Source organism: Rhodococcus koreensis (assembly GCF_017068375.1).
GTDB classification, from domain to species: domain Bacteria; phylum Actinomycetota; class Actinomycetes; order Mycobacteriales; family Mycobacteriaceae; genus Rhodococcus_F; species Rhodococcus_F koreensis.
The window spans coordinates 3,300,201-3,321,499 of record NZ_CP070609.1 but is presented as its reverse complement, the minus strand read 5'-3'; the positions used below and the strand labels follow the sequence as shown (position 1 = coordinate 3,321,499).

Here is a 21,299-nt window from a genome sequence, read left to right as displayed (position 1 = left end):
CCGCGACTCCGCCTCGAACCCCCAGAACGTCCCACCACACTCCGTGTGTTCGCCAAGGAAGGAGCCAGCGATCATGTCGACCATCTCGGACGCGGTCACCGCACTGGCAAACAAGGGAATGGTCCTCGTCGTCGACGACGAAGACCGCGAGAACGAGGGCGACCTGATCATGGCCGCCGAATACGCGAGCACCGATGCGGTCGCGTTCTTCCTCGAACACACATCCGGCTTTCTCTGCGTCGCCATCGACGAGGCCCGCGCCGACACACTCGGCCTCGACCTGATGGTCCCCGACAACACCGAAGCCCACAACACCGCCTTCCTGGTCAGCGTCGACTACCGGCACGGCACCACCACGGGAATCAGTGCGGGCGATCGCGGCGCCACCATCCGAGCCCTTGCCGACCCGGCCCTGCAGCCCGCCGACCTCGCCCGGCCCGGCCACGTCATGCCGCTGCTCGCCAAGCCCGGCGGCGTCCTCGAGCGCCCGGGGCACACCGAAGCCGGAGTCGATCTGTGCCGCATGGCCGGGCTCAGCGGCGCCGCCCTGCTCTGCGAGATCGTCACCCCCGATCGGCGGGAGATGATGCGACGCGACGACCTCGAACAACTCGCCGCACAGCACTCGATCCCGATGATCTCCATCGCCGAACTGCGCGCATGGCGCTCACGCACGGATGGAACGGTGACCCCGCTCCGCCAGAGTGCCGCACGCCCCGGGGACATCGTTCTCCGGTCCGGTCGCAGCACCCTGCCCACCGAGGTCGGCACGTTCGACGCGCTGGCCTATCAGGCACCCGGCGACGGCGTCGAGCACCTGGCCTTGGTGATGGGCGACGTGGCCACGACCGACGCGCCGCTGGTCCGGATGCACAGCGAGTGCATCACCGGTGACCTCGCCGGCTCCCTGCGCTGCGACTGCGGACCCCAATTCCGATCCGCCATGAGCGCCATCGCCGAGGCCGGCGCCGGCATCCTGATCTATCTCCGCGGACACGAGGGCCGCGGAATCGGCCTGGGGCACAAACTGCGCGCCTACGAACTCCAGCAACACGAGGGCCTCGACACCATCGACGCCAACGTCAGCCTCGGCCTGCCCGTCGACAGCCGCGACTACCGCGTCGCCTGCGAAATCCTCGACGACCTGGGAGTCGGCCGAGTGCGGCTGATGACGAACAACCCCGACAAGGTCCGGGCCCTGAGCGACCACGGCATCGCCGTTGCCGAACAGATCCCACACGAGTCCTCACCGACCGCCTACAACCGGTCCTATCTGACAACCAAACGCGACCGCATGGGGCACACCCTCCAGCGGCTCGGTTGATACCCCGCGTCACCCACCCGGTCCCGCATCGGGGCCTGACACGAAAGGGCGACATGCCGATGACGACCACCGAGACCCTCGATTGAACCCGCAGACCCCGCCCATGCGACACGGCAGGCCGGCCTTGGTCACCGGTGTCGAACACCCTGAGGGTGCTCACGCTGCCCGCACTCTCGCCGAGCATGGATTCGACGTCGTCGCACACAGTTTCACTCCGGAGGCGGCCGAACGGATCGCCCGGGACATCACGAGCGGCGGTGGCCGCGCGACCGCTGTCGTCGCCGATCTCACCATCGGCCGGGAGGTCGACCGGCTCTTCACCACCGTCGAAGACATCCACGGCCACGTCGACACGGTCGTACACGCCGCCTGGATTCCCGGACCCGAATCCACCGGCACGTCACTCGAGACGATCCATCCCCACGACTGGCACCGATTCGTCCACGCTCACCTCGGCATGGTCTTCACGACCGTGCGGCGGGCGATGCAGTCGATGAACACAAGCGGCCGGGCGGGATCCATCGTCACCGTCGTCGGCATGGGCCGATCAGCCACTGAAACAGGCGATTCCACGCTGGCCCGGCAGGTGATCGACGGCGCAATCGAGGCCTTCACCGTCGCGGCGGCGCGCGACCTCGGCGCCTGCAGCGTACAGGTCACCAGCATCCGCTTGGTCGACGAACTTCCGACACTCGAACATCCGGACGAGCGCCGCGCACCGGATTTCGACACCGCCCTCGTCCGACTCGCCGACCCCGTCCACCACGGCGGCTGGTCCGGCAGGGTTCTCACCGCGCACGCGGCCCTGCCGGCTGCCGTGCACTGACAACCCATCCCCGTTTCCGTCCAACACCTTTGGAGTTGAAGCCGTGACTGTCGTGTCCGAATCCACCACGCCGCAGAAGGTCGAGCTGACCGACGAGGAGATCTTCGCCGGCCATCTCGGCGGCAAGCTCTCGGTCGAGCTGACCGCCCCGCTGGACACTCAGCGGGATCTGTCGATCGCTTACACCCCGGGGGTGGCGCAGGTGTCCCGCGCCATCGCTGCCGACGAGACCCTCGCCGACCGCTACACCTGGGCCAGTCGCCTGGTGGTCGTCGTCTCCGACGGCTCCGCGGTCCTCGGTCTCGGGGACATCGGCCCGCGTGCCTCCCTTCCGGTGATGGAGGGCAAGTCGGCCCTGTTCAAGAACTTCGCGGGCCTGAACTCCATCCCGCTGGTCCTGGGCACCCAGGACCCCGACGAGATCGTCGAGACCCTGATCCGGCTGCGCCCGAGCTTCGGTGCCGTCAACCTCGAGGACATCTCCGCGCCGCGTTGCTTCGAGATCGAACAGCGCGTCATCGAGGCCCTGGACTGCCCGGTCATGCACGACGACCAGCACGGCACCGCCATCGTCGTCCTCGCTGCGCTGAAGGGTGCGGTCAAGGTGCAGGACCGGGAGTTGTCGGCGCTGCGGGTGGTGATCTCCGGTGCCGGCGCCGCCGGTGTGGCGTGCGCGAACATCCTGCTCGCCGCCGGGATCGCGGACGTGACGGTGCTGGACTCGAAGGGCATCGTCTCCGTGGATCGTCAGGATTTGAACGCGGTGAAGGTGGATCTGGCCGCGCGCACCAATCCGGCCGGTCGCCGCGGCGGCGTCGCCCGGGCCCTCGACGGCGCGGACGTGTTCCTCGGTGTCTCCGCGGGCACCGTCCCGGAGGAGTTGATCGCGACGATGGCGAAGGATTCGATCGTGTTCGCGTTGTCGAACCCGGACCCGGAGATCCACCCAGACGTCGCCCGCAGGCATGCGGCGATCGTCGCGACCGGGCGCTCGGATTTCCCGAACCAGATCAATAATGTGCTCGCCTTCCCCGGTGTGTTCAAGGGTGCCCTCGACGCCGGCGCCCGGCGCATCACCGAGGGCATGAAGCTCGCCGCCGCCGAGGCGATCCTCTCGGTCGTCGGTGACGAGCTGGCTGTGGACAAGATCGTTCCCAGCCCGCTCGATCCTCGTGTCGCCCCCGCTGTCGCGGAGGCAGTCGCCGCCGCTGCGCGATAGGCGCTTCGCACCCGTGCGTGGTTAGCGAGTCTCTGCACTCGTCAACCACGCACGGGCGGCGGAGCCGCCCCGGCACCCCGTCCGAACCCGCACCCAGGTTCGGACGGGGTATTCGTCGTGTCCGTGGATGTCAGGGGGCACACCGATGGGTGTGCCGACGCCGGCCGAGGCGGGCGCGTTCGGTCTCGGACATGCCGCCCCAGATGCCGTAGTGTTCCGCGGCGGTGAGGGCGTGAGTTCGGCATTCGCGGAGCACGGGGCAGTCCTGGCAGATCTGTTTGGCGCGGCGTTCGCGCCGTGTGCGGACGGTTCGCTGCTCGCGATCGTCGGGCGAGAAGAACGTGGCGGTGTCGGTTCCGCGGCACGATCCCTCATGTCGCCAGTCCCAGCCGGACGGACGGTCGGATGGATGCTCGGTGATGGTCATTCGGTTTCCCGGGGTCGACGATTCGGTACTCCTACGACAAACGCACCGCCGTAACCGGGACAAAGCGTGGCCGGTACGGTGGTGCGTCGCGCACGTGGAGGGCGGGTGCCTGACGCCGACACATCAGGTCAGGCACCCGCGCAGTTCGTTCAGTCAAGAAGGCGCTCCTGATTCCTGAACGAACGTGTTGCCGCAGGGAATATGTTCCCCGCGAGGATCTTTCGTGGTGTCAGTTGGTCGCGGTGGACACGTCGAACTCGATGGCGCCGAAGCCTTCGAAGTCGCCGACCCAGCGGCCGGCCTGGTTCATGGGGACTGCCTGCAGGCAGCTGCCGGGGAGGATGACCTGGCCGGCCTGGAATTCGACGTCGTAGGCGGCGAGGCGGTTGACCAGCCAGGCGACCGCGGCGAGGGGGTTGCCGAGGATGTTGCGGGTGTTGCCGGTGATGACCTCGCGCCCGTTGAAGTGCAGGGAGCCGTTCATGTCGCGCAGGGTGAGGTCGGTGATGCGGCGGGGAGTGCCGCCGAGAAGGACCGCGCCGGTGGATCCGTTGTCGGCCAGCGTGTCCGGGAGGTCGATGGCCCAGTTCTGGACGCGGGAGTCGATGATCTCGATGGCGGGCACGGCGTAGTCGATGGCTTTGATGACGTCGGCGACCGTGATGTTGGGCCCGCGCAGACTGCTTTTCAGCACGAATGCGGGTTCGAGTTCGACGAACGGTTCGATGTACTTTTCCCGTTCGAGGGTGGTGCCTTCGTAGGCGAAGATGCTGGCGAGCAGGAATCCGTAGTCGGGCTGGCCGAGGCCGAAGGCTTCCTGCATGACCTTCGCAATGTTGCCGAGCTTGTATCCGACCAGGCGGTCACCGCCCGCGACGGCGTGTTCGACGTTGATGCGCTGGACGGCGAAGGCGGAGTCGGCGTCGAGGGCCGGCCAGGTCTTGGTCGGTGCGGTGATCGGTGCCCCGTTCACGCGTGCCGTACGCAGGGTGGTCGCGACGTCGTGGAGTTCGGTGGTCTGCATGGGTGTCCTTGTCGGGTCGGTGGGGTCAGACGGCGTCGACGGTGCGGTTGCCGAAGCGGAGACCGGGGTGATCGTCGCGGAGCCGGACGGCGCCGGGGCCGTAGAGCTTTTCGCGCAGGGTGGAGCCTTCGTATTCGCTCCACATGGTGCCGCGGCGCTGCAGTTCGGGGACGACGAGTTCGATGAAGTCGGCGATGTCCTGGTACTTGATGGCGTTGGCGAGGTTGTAGCCGGCGATACCGGTCTCGTTCATCCACCGGGTCAGCTCGTCGGCCACGGTGGTGGGGGAGCCGACGATGGTGGGGCCGGTGCCGCCGATACCGACGAATTCGGCGATGTCGCGCGGGGTCCACTCCTTGTCGGGGTCCATCTTCGAGAACAGGTCGACCATGGTCTGTCCGGCGTTGGTCTTGACGTGCTTGAGGGGCACGTCGGGGTCGAACTGCGACATGTCCAGTCCGGTCCAGCCGCTGTAGCGGGCCATCGCCCCGGTGTAGCTCACGAGCTTGCGGTAGCTCTCGTACTTCGCGTGTGCTTCTTCGTCGGTCGGTGCGCAGACGACGTTGAGCATCTGCAGGACGTGCACGTTGGCCGGGTCGCGGCCGGCCTCGGCGGCGAGGCTGCGCAGGCTGTCGACCTGCTTCTTCAGCGCCGGGATGGACACGGCGTTGACGAACACCGCCTCGGCGCTGGCGGCGGCGAGGGCGCGGCCCTTGGACGAGCCGCCGGCCTGGAAGATCACCGGGGTGCGCTGCGGGGACGGCTCGCACAACGCGAAGCCGGGAACGGAGAAGTACTTACCCTTGTGCTCGATGTTGTGCACGCGGCTCGGGTCGATGTACATGCCACGCTCGGCGTCGCGGACGACCGCGTCGTCGTCCCAGGATCCCTCCCACAGCTTGTAGCAGACCTCGAGGTACTCGGCGGCCATGTCGTACCGCTCGTCGTGCGGAACCTGCTGCCCGGTGCCGAGATTGCGGGCTGCGCTGTCGGAGTAGGAGGTCACCAGGTTCCAGCCGACCCGGCCGTCGGTGAGGTGGTCGAGGGTGCTGAACTTGCGGGCCAGCGCGTACGGGTGCTCGTAGGAGGTCGACCCCGTCAGCCCGAATCCGAGGTTCTTCGTCACCGCCGCCATCGCGGAGACGGCCATGAACGGATCCTGCGCGGGGATCTGCGCGGCATCGGCGAGGGCCGCGTCGGCGTTGCCCTCGTAGATGTCGTGGTAGCCGACGTTGTCGGCGAAGAAGATGCCGTCGAACCGGGCCTGTTCGAGCAGCTTGGCGTATTCGGTCCAGTAGGCGAGGTTCTTGTAGTTCGCGCCCTGATCCTTCGGGTGCCGCCACAGGCCGGCCGACAGGTGCGCCGGGCCCTGGTAGTCGAAGGCAAAGATCCGCATGCGCTGAGACGCCATTGTCTATCTCCGTTCACTTTTTGAACACGTAGTTCATGTGTTGAACAACACTGTAAGAGGTGGAATGAGTGGGCGTCAATAGTGCATTTCGCAAGAATTGCCCCCCGGAACTTGTCGATGCTCGCATCCCCGCCACTTCACGACGCATTCACTTTATGGTCGGCATGTTCAAATAGTGGATGGGCGTGTAGAACATAGTCCATGCGTGCCATTCAGGTCTCTCGTCTCGGTGGTCCCGACGTTCTCGAACTCACCGAGGTCCCCGATCCTCGGCCCGGTCCGGACGATCTGCTCGTCCGGACCGAGGCGATCGGCGTGAACTTCATCGACACCTATTTCCGGACCGGGATGTACCCGCATCCGCTGCCGTACGTTCCCGGCGACGAGGGCTCGGGTGTCGTCGAGTCGGTCGGTGCCGGGGTGCGCGGCTTCGCGCCCGGTGACCGAGTCGCGTGGTGCGGGGCAACCGGCAACTACGCCGAACGGGTGGTGGTGCCCGCCGCAGTCGCAATCGCGGTACCGGACGGCGTACCCGCCCCGCAGGCGGCTTCTGCACTGGCGCAAGGCATGACGGCCCACTACTTGGCGTACTCGACCTACCCGGTGCAGTCCGGCGACACCGTGCTCGTCCACGCCGGGGCCGGCGGCGTCGGATTGCTGCTGACCCAACTGGCCACGAAGCTGGGCGCGCGGGTGATCACCACTGTCTCGTCGGATGTGAAGGAGAAGCTGTCGCGCGAGGCCGGCGCCGCCGAGGTGCTCCGTTACGACGACGACATCGCCACCCGCGTCCGCGAACTCACCGACGGGGAGGGCGTCGCCGTCGCCTACGACGGGGTCGGCGCGGCCACGTTCGAGGCGAGCCTCGCGTCCGTCCGCGTCCGTGGCACCCTTGCCCTCTTCGGCGCCTCGAGCGGCCTGGTACCGCCGTTCGACCCGCAACGGCTCAATCCCGCAGGCTCCCTGGTCCTCACCCGTCCCACGCTCGCGCACTACATCCGCACCCGTGAGGAACTCACCTGGCGGGCAGGCGAGGTCTTCGCGGCCGTCGCGGACGGCTCGTTGCACGTTCGCGTCGGCGCGCACTACCCGCTCGAACACGCCGCCGACGCGCACCGAGACCTCGAGGCCAGGAAGACCACCGGTGCCGTCGTCCTCGCCCCCTGACCCCGAGCCATACGGACGTACAATTCTGCTGGCGATGTTCATACCCGCATCGACGGAGTGATTCGTGTCGAACCTGACAGTCGGCGACTTGGTGGCCATGCGGCAACTCGCGTGCAGCGTGGTGGCCGGCGCTGCCGGTACCGGCCGGATCGTGGTGTGGGCGCAGGTGTGCGAACTGCCCGACCCGTGGAACTGGCTGGGTAAGGACGACCTGCTGATGACCACCGGTATGAGCCTGCCGGCAGCGGCGGACGCACAGCGAGAGTTCGTGCGACGTCTCAGCGAGGCGGGTTTGGCCGGTCTCGCGATCGGCGACGACCTGCTCGCGCCCCCGCTGACGCAGGACATGCTGGCCGAGGCGGACGAGCAGTGCTTCCCCGTCGTCTCGGTCGGTCATGCAATACCTTTCGTCGCGATCGGCCGTACCGTCGCCATCGCGGCCCAGAGCGTCCAGGTCAGTCGAATCGCCCGCTTGAGCCGGCTCTACGACGCCACGCAGGCGGCACCGGAGGACGAGACGTCGCTGCTCGATCGAGTGTCGGCGGAACTCGGACACCGACTCCACGTCGTGGACGTCGAACTCGGCAGCGAGGTGCTGCGCGACGCCCGTCCGCTCGGCGACGATCTCGTCGACGAACTCCGCCGCAGCGTCGGCGGCCGGCTCGACGGTCTTCCGTCGAGGGTGTCGATCGACGCCGGCGCCGGGACGGTGGCGACAGCGTTCCCCCTCGCCACCCACCGCAGGTGCATGCTCGTCGCGGCCGGGCACGCCGACATCGAGGTCGACGCGTTCGTGTTGTTGCATGCGCAGAGCCTCGTCGGCGTGGAAGTGGAGCGGGTGACCCGGGAACGTGAACGCACCGATGTGGTGCGGGCGGAGCTGCTCGAGCAGATGATCACCGGATCGATCAGCGCGGAAGCTGCCACACCTCGCCTCGGACAACTGGAGTTGGCCGATACCCATTGGTGCGTCATCGGATTCGACGCATCTCACCTCCAGACGGCCCGCACGCTCATCGGGGACCGCGGAGTCCCGTACCTGTCGTGCTCGGTAGGGGACGAGGGGTACCTGATGGTCCCGAGCGCCGACGCCGACCTGACGGCGGATCTCCTCGACCGCCACATCGATGCGATGGGAATGTCGGCCCGTAACGCGACGACTCGACGGGTCCCGGACAGCGTTCGTCAAGCCCGGTGGGCTCTCCAGGCCGCGCGGGCGGCGGGCGGCGGTCTTGCCGAGTATTCGACCGCGGCCCCCCTGTTCCTTCCCCGAACCTTGACCGAGGCACATTTCGCGACGCGGGCCGTGCTGGGGAAGGTCATCGACTACGACGCGGCCAATCACAGTGATCTCGTCGAGACGCTCGACGTATTCCTGTCCATGGATCGGAACTGGTCGGCAACCGCGGAAAAGCTTGTCATTCACCGCCAGACGCTCGGATACCGACTACGCAAGATCGAGGGCCTCACCGGCCGAAGCATGAAGAGCTCCGCAGACATCGCCGACTTCTGGATGGCGCTGATCACCCGCCGGATCAGTAGCGTCCGGGACTGAGATGAGAGGAAGACGATGTCGAGACTCACCGTCGGCGACCTCATCGCCATGGATCAGCTCGGGTGCGCTGCCGTCGCCGGTGTGGCGGGACTCGATCGCCGGATCGTGTGGGCACACACCTCGGAACTCGACCCCTGGGACTGGCTGGGAGCGGACGAGCTGCTGATGACCGCCGGGTTGTGCGTGCCGCCGGACGAGCCGGCACAGTGCACGTTCGTCGAGCGCCTCCACGAAAAGGGATTGGCGGGCGTCATCATCGGTGACGACGCGACAGCGCCACCGCTCACGGCCGCGATGCTCGCTGTTGCCGACCGACTGGGTTTCCCCATCCTTCGGTGCAGCCACACCACCCCGTTCGCGGCCATCGGACGGACGGTGGCCCTGGCCAGTCAGAGTGTTCAGGTCAGCAGGGTCGCACGGCTGAGCCGACTCTACGAACACGCACGCTCGACGTCACTGGCGGAGACGAGTCTCCTTGTCCGGCTGTCCCGCGAGCTTCGCTACACGTTGCACGTCGTCGACGTCGAGTACGGCACCGAAGTTCTCCCCACCGACAATGCACTGTCCGACAAGACCATCCGCGCGTTGGCCGCGCGGGTCGCCGGGACCCTCGATCGTCTTCCCGCCCACCTCACGCTGATGGACGGTGCCGACTATGTGATGACCGCCCATGCCCTTCCCACCCACCGGAAATGCATGCTGGTGATGGAGGGAAGCCCGGCCACGGACGTCGATGCCTTCGCCCTGCTGCATGTGCGAACCCTGATCGGCGTCGAAGTCGAAAAGGTCACCAGGGAGCGGGAGCACGCCGACGAGGCCGGTGAGGGCCTGCTGCGGAGAATTCTCGCCGGAACCGACGCCGCCGAGGCGGTGACACCACTGCTCGAACAGTTCGACCTCGCCGAACCCGAATGGACGGTGCTGAGCTTCGGAACCGACTTCCTGCCGGCAGCGCGGACGATAACCGGCGACCGGGGCGTTCCCCACGTGACCGGCACACTCGACGAACACGCGTACATGCTGATTCCCACCGGCCGGAGTCCGGAGACCATCGACGTGCTGAGCGGCAGAACCCGGGCGATGGGAGTGTCACCCCCGGCGACCACGATCGGGCAGATCTCCGACAGCGCTCGTCAGGCGGGATGGGCGCTGGACACCGCCCGATCGACCGGCGTACCCGTCACCCGATACTCCACCGACGCACCACTGTTCGTGCCGCGCACCCTGACCGACGCCCGGCACGCCACCGACGCGATCCTCGGAGATCTCCTCCTGTACGACCGGGGGCACGAGTCGCACCTCGTCGAGACGCTCGAAACCTTCCTCACGCACGACCGAAGCTGGACGGTGACGGCCGAGCAACTCGGAATTCACCGGCAGTCTCTTGCCTTCCGTCTCCGGAAGATCGAGTCCGTGACGGGACGCAATCTCAAGGCGTCCTCGGACATCGCGATGCTGTGGCTGGCGCTCCGCGCCCGCGCCCACGCGAGTGCGCTGACCGACTGAACAGGGCGTGTCAGACGGCGGCGGCCGCGCGCAACCCGTCGAGGACGGCCTCTTCGACGGTGCGCGGGGCGAGGCAGTCACCGACTCCGGTGAACGGGATGCCGGTGGATTCGATGTCGGCGAGCAGGGTGTCGTTCTGCTGGTGGCCGAGGGCGAGGACGAGGCCGTCGATGCCGTCGAGGATGATCGGTTCGCCAGTCAGTGTGTTGACCAGGTAGACGGTGTCGTCGTCCGCCCCGAACAGGCGGGCGTGGGGGACGATGCGCACCTTCGCTTCGGTGGCCGCGCGCAGCATCGACACCCGGGTGAACTGCTGCAGGTTCTCGCCGGCCGCGTAACCGTTGACGCACAGGGTCACCATGCGCCCCTCGCGGGCAAGCATTTCCGCGACCCCGAGTCCGGTCCAGTCTCCGCGCCAGTCGGCTACGACGATCTCACCCTTGGGGGTGTTGCCGCCGTTCGCGCCGATCACGTCCCACGCCTCGAGCACCGGCATGTCGCCGTCCAGTTCGAGGTGCGGCCGGTACGGGGTGGCGCCGGTCGCGATGATGACGTGGTCGGGTCGTTCCGCGGTGATCATCGCCGCATCGACCTCGACGCGGGTCTTCACGATCACCCCGTAGCGGTCGAGTTCGGACTGCAAATTGGTTGCGGCGCCGCCGAACTCGGACCGGCCGGGCAGCCTCTCGGCGAGCAGCACCTGCCCACCGACCCGGCCACTCGCCTCGTAGAGGGTGACCCGGTGCCCGCGCTGGGCGGCGACCACGGCGGCCTTCATCCCGGCGGGTCCGCCGCCGACGACCATGACGTCCGTCGGTTTCGGGGTGAGCACCAGCGTGCCGAACTCGCGTTCGCGTCCGGTCTCCGGTCGCTGGATGCAGGAGATCGGGTAGCCGGATTGGAAGTGGCCGATGCACGCCTGGTTGCAGCCGATGCAGGCCCGGATGTCGTCCGGCCGCTCGGCGAGGGCCTTGGCCGGCATGTCCGGGTCGCAGATCAGGGCACGGGTCATCGCGCAGGCGTCGGCCTGACCCTTGGCGACGACGATCTCGGCTTCCTGCGGTTGGTTGATCCGACCGGCGACGAGCACCGGAATCGACACCGCCGCCTTGATCTTCGCCGCGGCGGGCGCGGTGTAGGCGGCCTCCTCGCTCATCGGAGGAACGATGTGCATGGACCCGGACCGGCTCGCGGAGGTGCCCTCGGTGACGTTCAGGAAGTCCAGCAGCCCGTCCGCGTCGAGCCGTCGGCAGACCTCGACGATGTCGGTGGGTTCGTCCTCCACCGAGGAGTGCTCGATGCCGGACACGCGGACGCCGACCGCGAATCCCGATCCGACCGCCTCGCGGACGGCGCCGATGATCTCGCGCAGGAACCGCATCCGATTGTCGAGGTCGCCACCGTACTGGTCGGTGCGCAGGTTCAGTTCGGGGTTGAGGAACTGGGCGGGCAGGTAGCCGTGGCTGGCCACGATCTCGACACCGTCGAGTCCGGCCTGCTGGAGCCGGCGCGCCCCGGCCGCGTATCCAGCGACGACCTCGGCGATCATCGTCCGGGACATCGGCCGGGGCATGACCCGGAATCGTTCGTTCGGCACGGCCGACGGGGCGTACGCGACCGGGAGCGCACCGTCCTGGGATTCCATGATCTCCCGGCCCGGGTGGAACACCTGACCGAACAGCGCGCACCCGTGCTCGTGGACGGCGTCGGCGACGCGCCGGTAGCCGTCGATGCAGCTGTCGTCGGTGGCCATGAGGACGTGGTAGGTGTACCGCGCGGTCTCGTGGATCCCGGCGACCTGCATGACGATCAGTCCGGCGCCGCCGGCCGCCCGGGCGCGGTGGTATTCGACGAGCTGGTCGGTGACCGCGCCGTCGTGCACCATCACGGTGTCGTGCCCGGAGGAGAAGATCCGGTTCTTGAGGGTGACGTCGCCGACCTGCAGGGGGGAGAACAGCGTCGGAAAGAGGGTCTCAGACATGGAAATCCCAGTTCTGTACTGGTGGTGGAAGGGTGGCTAGCTGGCGTCGGTGTCGGCGAGGACTCGCTGGGCACCGGCCACGGCGACGGCGTCCGCTTCGAAGAGCATGCCCTCGACGAGGAACGAGTTCTGCACCGCGGTCACGGCGGGATACGGGGCGGAGAAGAACTCGGCGCGAACCTTCTTGAACGTGTCGAAGTCGTCGCGGTCGCCCAGGTAGGCGGTCAGCTTGACCACCGACGACATCGACGCGCCGTGCTGGGTCAGGATCTTCTCGATGTTGCGGAACACCTGGCGGGCCTGGGCTTCGAAGCCGCCGTCGAGGAGGTTGCCCGCGTCGTCGTAGCCGGCCTGACCGGACGTGAACACCAGGTCCCCGGCCTTGGCGCCCTGGCTGTACTGCGCGGACTGCGCCCAGGTGAAGGGGGCGGGGCGGGTTTCGACGATGTTCTCGGTGGTCGTCATGGTGATCCTCTCGGTAGACGTCCCGGGAGTACGGGACCGCGGTGGCTGACGAGAGGGAACGCTATGGCACGGCTCACCAGGGCGTAACCGTACTGTTGGACAAACCCGTATCACCGCTTTAGTCGGGCGTACGTGTTTCCGCGTCCTGTGTGTGCCCTAGCCGCCCTCGCGCAGCAGCGCGACGTCGGACACCATCCGAATGTGATCGGCCATCGCACGGGAGGCGCCCGTGGAGTCCCGGTCTCGAATCGCCGTCGCAATGCGACGGTGCCCTTCGAGCGAGGCCCGCGGGCGTTCGGCCTGGGAGAGGGATTCGATCCGGGTCTCCCGGATCAGCCCGGAGATCTCGTGCATCAGCTTGGCCAGCAGTGACGAGTGCGCCGCGACGGTGATGGCCTCGTGGAACTGCTCGTCGCCGACGACGCCGCGATCGCCCGCGGCGATCTCGGACTCCATCGTCGCGAGGGCGGAATCGATCGCCGCCATCTCCGCGTCGGTCCGGCGCTCGGCGGCGAGCCCGGCAAGTTTGACCTCGAGTGCCTCGCGGGCCTCGATCACCTCGGGCAGGCGGTCGGCGTGTTCCCGCAGGGCCTTGACCGCGCGTTCCTCGATGGGTTGTCGGACGAGGACGGCGCCGTCGCCGTGCCGCACCGACACCACGCCCTGCACCTCGAGGGCGACGAGGGCCTGGCTCAGGGACGCGCGGGACACCCCCAGCTGAGCTGCGAGTTCGCGCTCGGCGGGGAGGCGGTCGCCCGGCGTCATCTCGTGTTCGGCGATGTGGGCGCAGAGTTGCTCGACGATCACCTCGTACAGCCGCGGTCGCGCTACCGGACGCAGTTGCTCAGCCACTGGGCCACCCACTCTCCATTCCACTGAAACTACTCCACGGTATCTCCCGGAGGCAGGTAACCGCACGCACAGTTGCTGTTGACAGTGATCCACAACACTGCTTCGATGAAGTGGCTAGGCCAATTTGCCACTGAGTCAATTCTCGGAGCGTCGGCCGGTACCAGTTGCCACTGCCACAGAACCGGAGACTTTCATGTCGACCGAGTTGATCCCCATCCTCGCGCTTGCCGTCATGTTCCTGGCGGCGACCGTGCTGCCCGTGAACATGGGCGCCCTCGGCTTCGTTGCCGCCTTCTTCGTCGGAACCCTGTCGCTGCACATGGGCAGCGACGACATCATCGCCGGATTCCCCAGCAGCCTGTTCCTCACGCTGGTCGGCATCACCTACCTCTTCGCGATCGCCCAGAACAACGGCACCGTCGACCTGATGGTCCGCGGGGCGGTCCGACTGGTCCGCGGTCGTGTCGCCCTGATCCCCTGGGTGATGTTCGGGATCACGGCGGTCCTCACCGCGATCGGTGCGCTCGGCCCCGCCGCCGTGGCGATCGTCGCGCCGATCGCTCTCGGCTTCGCCGCGCGGTACAAGATCAACGCCCTCCTGATGGGCATGATGGTCGTGCACGGGGCCCAGGCCGGCGGATTCTCGCCGATCAGCATCTACGGCGTCACGGTCAACGACATCGCGTCGAAGGCAGGACTGACCAACAGTCCGCTCACCCTCTTCCTCGGAAGCCTCCTGTTCAACGCCGCGATCGGGGTACTGCTGTTCGTGTTCCTCGGCGGGCGGGACCTGATCGGGCGCAGCGTGCACGACGACGGTGTCGAGGACACGGCGGGAACAGGTGCCGGCGGCTCGGGCGGTGGAGCGCCGACGACCGGCGGCGACGCGGGGTCGGGCGGGGCCACCGCCACCAAGGTGCGTCCGGCGCAGACCCTCGCGGGCTCACCTGCGCGCCCCGGCGTCACGTTCGATCAGGGCCTCACTCTGGTGGGTCTCGCCGCGCTCGCCGTGTTCTCGCTGATCCTCGATCTCGACGTGGGATTCATCTCGATGACGGTGGCCGTCGTCCTGGCGCTCGCCTCGCCGAAGGCGCAGAAGGGTGCGATCGCGCAGATCAGCTGGTCGACGGTGCTGCTCATCGGCGGCGTCCTCACCTTCGTGGGCGTCCTGCAGGAGGCGGGCACCGTCGAGTACGTCGGCAACGCGGTCGCGAGCCTGGGCATGCCCCTCCTCGTCGCCCTGCTCCTCTGCTACATCGGGGCCATCGTCTCCGCCTTCGCCTCGTCCACGGCGATCCTGGGCGCGACGATTCCGCTGGCGGTTCCGTTCCTTCTCGCCGGTGAGGTGGGTGCGGTGGGTGTCATCGTCGCGCTCGCCATCTCCTCGACCATCGTCGACGTCAGCCCGTTCTCGACCAACGGAGCGCTGGTCCTCGCGAACGCGCAGAACGTCGATCGAGACCGGTTCTACAAGCAGATCCTGAAGTACAGCGCCCTCGTCGTCGCCATCGGGCCACTCGCGGCCTGGGCGATTCTCGTGGTGCCCGGCTGGCTCTGATCGCCGGCGGGTAGGCGTCCGGCCCGCCACCTCGAAAACTCAGCTCTTGACATCGGTCGGATCAGATGTTTCATTTAATTGGCTAGTCCACTAGGTCACTGAACCAACAGTCCAGCTATCGCGGCTCTCGCCAGGAAGTAACGGTGGTTTCACATGTCCACGAAAACGATGGAGCGCACGGGTCCGCTGCAAGGAGTGGTCGTCGTCGATCTGACGCGCGCACTGGCGGGTCCCCACGCGGCGATGATGCTCGGCGATCTCGGCGCAGACGTCATCAAGGTCGAAACCCCGCACGGCGGCGACGACACCCGCGGGTGGGGGCCGCCGTTCGTCGAACCCGCCGACGCGCCGCGCGAATCGACGTACTTCCTGTCCACGAACCGGAACAAGAAGTCGATCACCCTGGACCTCAAGGCCGAAGACGGACGCGACACCCTCGAGTCCCTCGTCCGGCGCGCCGACGTCCTCATGGAGAACTTCCGCACCGGCGTCCTCGACCGGCTCGGGTTCACCACCGAGCGTCTCGCCGAACTGAACCCGCGCCTGGTCGTCCTGTCCATCAGCGGTTTCGGTCACGACGGACCCGAAGGCGGACGCGCAGGCTACGACCAGATCGCGCAGGGCGAGGCCGGGCTGATGTCGCTGACCGGACCCAATCCCGACGACGTCCAGCGCGTCGGCGTTCCCATCGCGGACCTGCTCGCCGGCATGTACGGGGCGTTCGGCGTCGTCGCCGCCCTGCAGGAACGTGAACGCACCGGACGGGGCCGCGTCGTCCGAACGTCGTTGCTGGCCAGCGTCGTCGGCGTGCACGCCTTCCAGGGGACGAAGTGGACCGTCGCCGGCGAGGTCGGCGAGGCGCAGGGCAACCACCATCCCTCGATCTCCCCGTACGGGCTGTTCCGCACCGCCGACGGCGCCGTGCAGATCTCGGTCGGCAGCGAAGGGCTGTGGAAGCGGTTCTGCGCGGGCTTCCACCTCGACCCCGACGCCCCCGGCATGGCCACCAATCCCGAACGCGTCGAGAACCACAAGCAGGTCCTCGAATTGGTCGAGGACGCGTTCGGCGCGTACACGAGCGACGAACTCCTGATCGAACTCGACCGGATCGGGGTGCCCGCGGGACGCGTCCGGACCATCTCCGAGGTCTACGAATGGGAGCAGACCAAGTCGCAGGGGCTGCTCGTCGACGTCGACCACCGCACACTCGGCAACATCACGCTGCCCGGCCCGCCCCTGCGGTTCTTCGAACCGGACGGCACCGAGGTCACCGAAACCCGGCACACCGCACCGCCGGTCCTCGGCGCGGACAACGACACCGTGATGTCGTGGCTGAAGGAATGCAGCTGATGGCGCGCCTGACCGCTCCCGAACTGCTCGATCTGGTGGTCGACGCCGGCACCTGGGAGTCGTGGGACACCCCACCGATCCAGGTCGCGGCGGACTCCGAGTACGCGGACGAGCTTCTCCGCGCGCAGGAGAAGACTGGCCTCGACGAGGCGGTGCTCACCGGAGTCGCCACCATCCGCGGCCGCCGAACCGCAATCCTCGTCTGTGAGTTCGGTTTTCTCGGCGGCTCCATCGGCGTGGCGGCGGGGGAGCGTCTGGTCGCCGCGATCCGCCGCGCCACCCACGAGCGGCTTCCGCTGCTCGCCCTGCCCACATCGGGTGGGACCCGCATGCAGGAGGGGACGACCGCGTTCCTGCAGATGGTGAAGATCACGGCGGCGGTGATCAAGCACAAGGAGGCGCACCTGCCGTATCTCGTCTACCTCCGGAGCCCCACGACCGGCGGGGTGTTCGCGTCCTGGGGATCGCTGGGCCACGTCACCATCGCGGAACCGGGAGCGCTCGTCGGATTCCTGGGGCCGCGCGTGTACGAGGCGCTGTACGACGCGCCGTTCCCCACCGGTGTCCAGACCGCCGAGAACCTGCACGCGCACGGACTCATCGACGCGGTGCGGCCGCCGGACCAGCTCGCCGAGATCGTCGACCGCGCGCTGCGCATCATCACCTCCAGCCGCGGTGGCCGGCCGGCTCCCGCCGACCCCGCCGTGCACGAGAGTCTGCCGGAGGTTCCCGCGTGGGAGTCGGTGCTCGCGTCGCGACGCGAGGACCGGCCCGGGGTGCGCGACGTGATGTTCCATTCGGCCTCGGATGTTCTCCCGCTCAACGGAACCGGTCAGGGAGAGATCGATCCGGGTCTGATCCTCGCCCTCGTCCGGTTCGGTGACATGCCCTGCGTCCTGCTCGGGCAGGACCGTCGCGGGCAGACCACGCGGTCGCCGCTCGGCCCGGCCGCCCTGCGGGAAGCGCGCAGGGGAATGCGGCTGGCGGCGGAACTGAACCTGCCGCTGGTGACGGTCATCGACACCGCGGGAGCGGCATTGTCGAAGGAGGCCGAGGAGGGCGGGCTCGCCGGCGAAATCGCGCGCTGCATCGCCGACATGGTCTCACTCGACGTTCCCACGATCTCCCTGCTGCTCGGGCAGGGCACCGGCGGCGGCGCGCTCGCGTTGATTCCGGCCGATCGGGTGCTCGCGGCCCAGCACGGCTGGCTCTCGCCGCTGCCGCCCGAGGGTGCGAGCGCGATCCTGCACCACGACATCGCGCACGCGCCGGACATGGCCGCCCGGCAGGGCATCCGGTCGTCCGATCTCCTCGCGAGCGGCATCGTCGACGAGGTGATCCCCGAATTCCCCGATGCAGCCGAGGAATCCACGGCCTTCTGCACCCGGGTGGGTGCGGTGCTCCACCGCGAGCTGGCGCTCCTCGATGCGGCGGACACCACCGAGCGACTCTCCGAACGTGCGGCGCGATTCGACCGGATCGGTCTGTTGCAGCCCGCACCTGCATGACCGCGGTGCCGGGGATCCCGATCGGATCCCCGGCACCGTGTCAGCATTCGACGAGGTTCACCGACACGTTGACGGCCAGACCACCGGTAGACGTCTCCTTGTACTTCGAGCTCATGTCGGCGCCGGTGGCCCGCATCGTCTCGATCACCTGGTCGAGGCTGACGCGGTGGGTGCCGTCGCCGCGCAGTGCCATCCGGGCGGCGTTGATCGCCTTGCCCGCCGAGATGGCGTTGCGCTCGATGCACGGAATCTGCACCAGACCTCCGATGGGATCGCACGTCAGACCGAGACTGTGTTCCATCGCGATCTCCGCCGAGTTCTCCACCTGCGCGGGGGTGCCGCCGAGGATCTCGGCGAGACCGGCGGCGGCCATCGACGCCGCGGAGCCGACCTCGCCCTGGCAGCCCACCTCCGCCCCGGAGATCGAGGCCCGCTCCTTGTACAGGGATCCGATTGCGCCTGCCGCCAACAGAAATCGCACCGACGTGCCGTCCGGATCCGCCTTGCCCGCCGGGGTGTAGTGCAGTGCGAAATGCAGCACCGCCGGGATGATGCCGGCCGCGCCGTTGGTGGGGGCGGTCACGATCCGCCCACCGGACGCGTTCTCCTCGTTGACGGCGAGGGCCACCAGATTCACCCAGTCCTCGGCGAACGCGGGATCACGGTACGGGTCTTCCGCATTGAGCCGCTCGTACCAGCCACGGGCGCGTCGGCGCACCTGCAGATTGCCGGGTAGGTACCCGTCCCGGCTGATTCCGCGTTGCTGACACTCGACCATCACGTCCCGGATGTGCAGCAGTCGCGCCCGGACCTCCGACTCGGGCCGGAGGGCCCGTTCGTGCTCGAGCATTACCTCGCTGATCCCGAGTCCGTAGTGCTCGCTGAGTTCGAGCAATTCGCGAGCCGACCCGAACGACAGCGCGTTCGCGCCGGCGCCGACGGACATCGCCGGTTCGGCGCCGGTGACGACGAAGCCGCCGCCGATCGAGAAGTACGTCCGCGCATGTAGTTCGCGACCGTCCACCCCGGTGGCGGTGAGGGTCATCCCGTTGGGGTGAAAATCCAGCACCGTCAACGGATGCAGCACCATCTCGTCCTCGGCGAGCGGGATGTCGACCGTCCCGCCGAGGCGGATCCGCCGGCTCGCCCGCACCTCGTCGAGCCGCGTCTCCATCTCCTCGGTGGCGATGGTTTCCGGCCGATACCCTTCGAGGCCGAGGAGGATCGCCGACATGGTGCCGTGGCCGGCGCCGGTCGCTGCGAGTGAGCCGTACAGGTCGACACGGACACCGGCGACGTCCCCGAGAACGTCGAGTGCGCCGAGGTCGTCGACGAACGTCCCCGCCGCCCGCATCGGCCCGACCGTGTGTGAACTGGAGGGGCCGATGCCGACGGAAAAGAGGTCGAAGACGCTGATGGTCATCCCTACAGCTCCGGGTAGAGGGGGTATTTGTCGGCGAGCGCTCGGACCTGGGCCGCGAGTGCCGACGTGTCGGCACCTTCGGCGGCGACGAGGGCCTGCGCGATCAGATCGGCGACCGCCACGAAGTCGGCCCGGCCGAAACCGCGCGCCGCGAGTGCCGGTGTGCCGATGCGCAGACCGGACGTCACCATCGGCGGCCGCGGGTCGAACGGAACGGCGTTGCGGTTGACCGTGATTCCGATCGCGTCGAGGCGGTCCTCGGCCTGCTGCCCGTCGATGTCGGCATCTCGGAGGTCGACGAGGACGAGGTGCACGTCCGTGCCGCCGGTGAGGACGCTGATGCCGGCTTCCTTGACGTCGGGGCGGCTGAGCCGCTCGGCGAGGACCTTCGCCCCGTCGAGGCAGCGTTCCTGACGTTCCGCGAACTCGGGTTCGGCGGCCATCTTGAATGCCGTTGCCTTACCTGCGATCACGTGCTCGAGCGGCCCGCCCTGCTGGCCGGGGAAGACCGCCGAGTTGATCTTCTTCGCGATGGCCGCGTCGCCCGTCAGGATGATCCCGCCGCGGGGCCCGCCGAGCGTCTTGTGCGTCGTCGACGTCACCACGTGCGCGTGCGGCACCGGGGACGGGTGGAAACCGGTTGCCACCAGGCCGGCGAAGTGGGCCATGTCGACCATCAGGTAGGCGCCGACCTCGTCCGCGATCTCCCGGAAGCGGGCGAAGTCCAACTGGCGCGGGTAGGCCGACCAGCCTGCGATGATCAGTTGCGGCCGGTGTTCGCGCGCGGCCTTCGCGACCTCGTCCATGTCGATGAGGTAGTCCTGCTCGGACACCCCGTAGGCGGCCACGTTGTAGAGCTTGCCGGAGAAGTTGAGGCGCATGCCGTGGGTGAGGTGGCCGCCGTCGGCGAGGGACAGGCCGAGGATGGTGTCGCCCGGTTTGATCAGCGCGTGCATCACCGACGCGTTCGCGGTGGCGCCGGAATGCGGTTGCACGTTGGCGTATTCCGCGGCGAACAGGGCCTTGACGCGGTCGATGGCGAGCTGCTCGATGGAGTCGACGTGCTCGCAGCCGCCGTAGTAGCGGCGCCCCGGGTAGCCCTCCGCGTACTTGTTGGTCAGCACCGAACCCTGCGCCTGCATGACCGCGAGCGGCGCGTGGTTCTCCGACGCGATCATCTCCAGGCCGGTGCGCTGACGATCGAGTTCCTTGCCGATCAGCGCGGCGACGTCCGGGTCGAAGTCCGCGAGGTCACGGTTCAGGACGCTCATGCGTTCGCTCCGTTCTTCTCGGCGTACTCGGCGGCGGTGAGGAGCTCTCCGGCCGCGGACGGCTGGACGGCGAACAGCCAGCCCTCCCCGTACGGGTCGGAGGTGACCAGGCCGGGGTCGTCGACGGCGGCAGTGTTGATCAGGGTCACCCGGCCGCTCACCGGCGGGTACAGCTCGGAGACGGTCTTGGTGGACTCCACCTCACCGCACGATTCGCCGGCGACGATGGTCGTCCCGACCTCGGGCAGATCGACGAAGACGAGTTCGCCGAGCGAGTTGACGGCGACGGACGTGATGCCGACGCGGACGGGCTCGTCGGGGAGATCGGCGCCCGGCGCGATCAGGACCCATTCGTGGTCGTCGGTGTAGCTGCGGTCGTCGGGGAAGGCTGCTGAAGACATGGCGGTACCTTTTCGGGGCCGAAGGGAGTGG

Annotated in this window: 18 protein-coding genes; 9 read left to right on the top strand and 9 right to left on the bottom strand. The window is 68.1% G+C overall.

Translation table 11 applies throughout. From position 1 onward, the window contains the following. Positions 1-73 precede the first annotated feature (73 nt). From ribA to JWS14_RS15325, 3 genes are all read left to right on the top strand, one after another. The gene (gene ribA, locus JWS14_RS15335; protein ID WP_206013678.1) at positions 74-1,324 is read left to right on the top strand and encodes a GTP cyclohydrolase II; all 1,251 of its coding nucleotides are present in this window, start codon (positions 74-76) and stop codon (positions 1,322-1,324) included. A gap of 103 nt (positions 1,325-1,427) precedes the next feature. Further along, entirely contained in the window at positions 1,428-2,150 is a 723-nt protein-coding gene (locus tag JWS14_RS15330) for an SDR family NAD(P)-dependent oxidoreductase (protein ID WP_206013677.1), read from the top strand. A gap of 43 nt (positions 2,151-2,193) precedes the next feature. Next, positions 2,194-3,369 carry an NAD(P)-dependent malic enzyme gene (locus JWS14_RS15325; RefSeq protein ID WP_206013676.1) on the top strand — a complete coding sequence of 392 codons (1,176 nt, stop codon included), beginning with the start codon at positions 2,194-2,196 and terminating at the stop codon, positions 3,367-3,369. Between the two features lie 130 nt (positions 3,370-3,499). Here the strand turns inward: JWS14_RS15325 and JWS14_RS15320 are convergent, their stop codons facing one another. The 3 genes from JWS14_RS15320 to JWS14_RS15310 form a co-directional block, all read right to left on the bottom strand. Beyond that, positions 3,500-3,796 (bottom strand): WhiB family transcriptional regulator, encoded by a 297-nt coding sequence (locus tag JWS14_RS15320; protein ID WP_206013675.1) that lies wholly within the window; start codon positions 3,794-3,796, stop codon positions 3,500-3,502. A 229-nt stretch (positions 3,797-4,025) separates the two neighbouring features. Then, a complete protein-coding gene (locus JWS14_RS15315; RefSeq protein ID WP_206013674.1) occupies positions 4,026-4,820 on the bottom strand; it encodes a 2-keto-4-pentenoate hydratase in 795 nt (264 codons plus the stop codon). 25 nt (positions 4,821-4,845) lie between these two features. Next, positions 4,846-6,231, bottom strand: a complete 1,386-nt coding sequence (locus JWS14_RS15310; RefSeq protein WP_206013673.1) for an LLM class flavin-dependent oxidoreductase — start codon at positions 6,229-6,231, stop codon at positions 4,846-4,848. A 201-nt stretch (positions 6,232-6,432) separates the two neighbouring features. Here JWS14_RS15310 and JWS14_RS15305 point away from each other — a divergent pair, with 201 nt between their 5' ends. The 3 genes from JWS14_RS15305 (at position 6,433) to JWS14_RS15295 (ending at position 10,459) form a co-directional block, all read left to right on the top strand. Next, positions 6,433-7,398, top strand: coding sequence for a quinone oxidoreductase family protein (locus JWS14_RS15305; RefSeq protein WP_206013672.1), 966 nt, complete (start codon positions 6,433-6,435; stop codon positions 7,396-7,398). A 64-nt stretch (positions 7,399-7,462) separates the two neighbouring features. Next, a complete protein-coding gene (locus tag JWS14_RS15300) occupies positions 7,463-8,953 on the top strand; it encodes a PucR family transcriptional regulator (RefSeq protein WP_206013671.1) in 1,491 nt (496 codons plus the stop codon). 15 nt (positions 8,954-8,968) lie between these two features. Beyond that, complete coding sequence (locus JWS14_RS15295; protein ID WP_206013670.1) at positions 8,969-10,459, top strand: PucR family transcriptional regulator; 1,491 nt, start codon at positions 8,969-8,971, stop codon at positions 10,457-10,459. A gap of 10 nt (positions 10,460-10,469) precedes the next feature. Here the strand turns inward: JWS14_RS15295 and JWS14_RS15290 are convergent, their stop codons facing one another. The 3 genes from JWS14_RS15290 to JWS14_RS15280 form a co-directional block, all read right to left on the bottom strand. Beyond that, complete coding sequence (locus tag JWS14_RS15290) at positions 10,470-12,440, bottom strand: oxidoreductase (protein WP_206013669.1); 1,971 nt, start codon at positions 12,438-12,440, stop codon at positions 10,470-10,472. 36 nt (positions 12,441-12,476) lie between these two features. Next, the gene (locus JWS14_RS15285) at positions 12,477-12,905 is read right to left on the bottom strand and encodes a RidA family protein (protein WP_206013668.1); all 429 of its coding nucleotides are present in this window, start codon (positions 12,903-12,905) and stop codon (positions 12,477-12,479) included. 156 nt (positions 12,906-13,061) lie between these two features. Further along, positions 13,062-13,757, bottom strand: coding sequence for a FadR/GntR family transcriptional regulator (locus JWS14_RS15280; RefSeq protein ID WP_095862036.1), 696 nt, complete (start codon positions 13,755-13,757; stop codon positions 13,062-13,064). A gap of 193 nt (positions 13,758-13,950) precedes the next feature. Here JWS14_RS15280 and JWS14_RS15275 point away from each other — a divergent pair, with 193 nt between their 5' ends. The 3 genes from JWS14_RS15275 to JWS14_RS15265 all read left to right on the top strand — a co-directional run bounded on the left by JWS14_RS15275 (position 13,951) and on the right by JWS14_RS15265 (position 18,173). Then, entirely contained in the window at positions 13,951-15,315 is a 1,365-nt protein-coding gene (locus JWS14_RS15275) for an SLC13 family permease (protein ID WP_206013667.1), read from the top strand. A gap of 153 nt (positions 15,316-15,468) precedes the next feature. After that, positions 15,469-16,665 (top strand): CaiB/BaiF CoA transferase family protein, encoded by a 1,197-nt coding sequence (locus JWS14_RS15270; protein ID WP_206013666.1) that lies wholly within the window; start codon positions 15,469-15,471, stop codon positions 16,663-16,665. Further along, positions 16,665-18,173, top strand: coding sequence for a carboxyl transferase domain-containing protein (locus JWS14_RS15265; RefSeq protein ID WP_206016025.1), 1,509 nt, complete (start codon positions 16,665-16,667; stop codon positions 18,171-18,173). The genes JWS14_RS15270 and JWS14_RS15265 overlap by 1 nt, the downstream gene beginning before the upstream one ends. A 40-nt stretch (positions 18,174-18,213) precedes the next feature. On the opposite strand, the gene JWS14_RS15260 is transcribed toward JWS14_RS15265, so the two are convergent. Genes JWS14_RS15260 through gcvH form a run of 3 tightly spaced genes read right to left on the bottom strand, consistent with a single transcriptional unit; the run spans position 18,214 to position 21,268 of the window. Beyond that, the gene (locus tag JWS14_RS15260) at positions 18,214-19,596 is read right to left on the bottom strand and encodes an L-serine ammonia-lyase (protein ID WP_206013665.1); all 1,383 of its coding nucleotides are present in this window, start codon (positions 19,594-19,596) and stop codon (positions 18,214-18,216) included. A 2-nt stretch (positions 19,597-19,598) separates the two neighbouring features. Next, a complete protein-coding gene (glyA, locus tag JWS14_RS15255) occupies positions 19,599-20,867 on the bottom strand; it encodes a serine hydroxymethyltransferase (protein WP_072936906.1) in 1,269 nt (422 codons plus the stop codon). Then, positions 20,864-21,268 (bottom strand): glycine cleavage system protein GcvH, encoded by a 405-nt coding sequence (gene gcvH, locus JWS14_RS15250; RefSeq protein ID WP_072936907.1) that lies wholly within the window; start codon positions 21,266-21,268, stop codon positions 20,864-20,866. Before gcvH ends, glyA begins: the two co-directional genes overlap by 4 nt. Between the last annotated feature and the right edge of the window lie 31 nt (positions 21,269-21,299).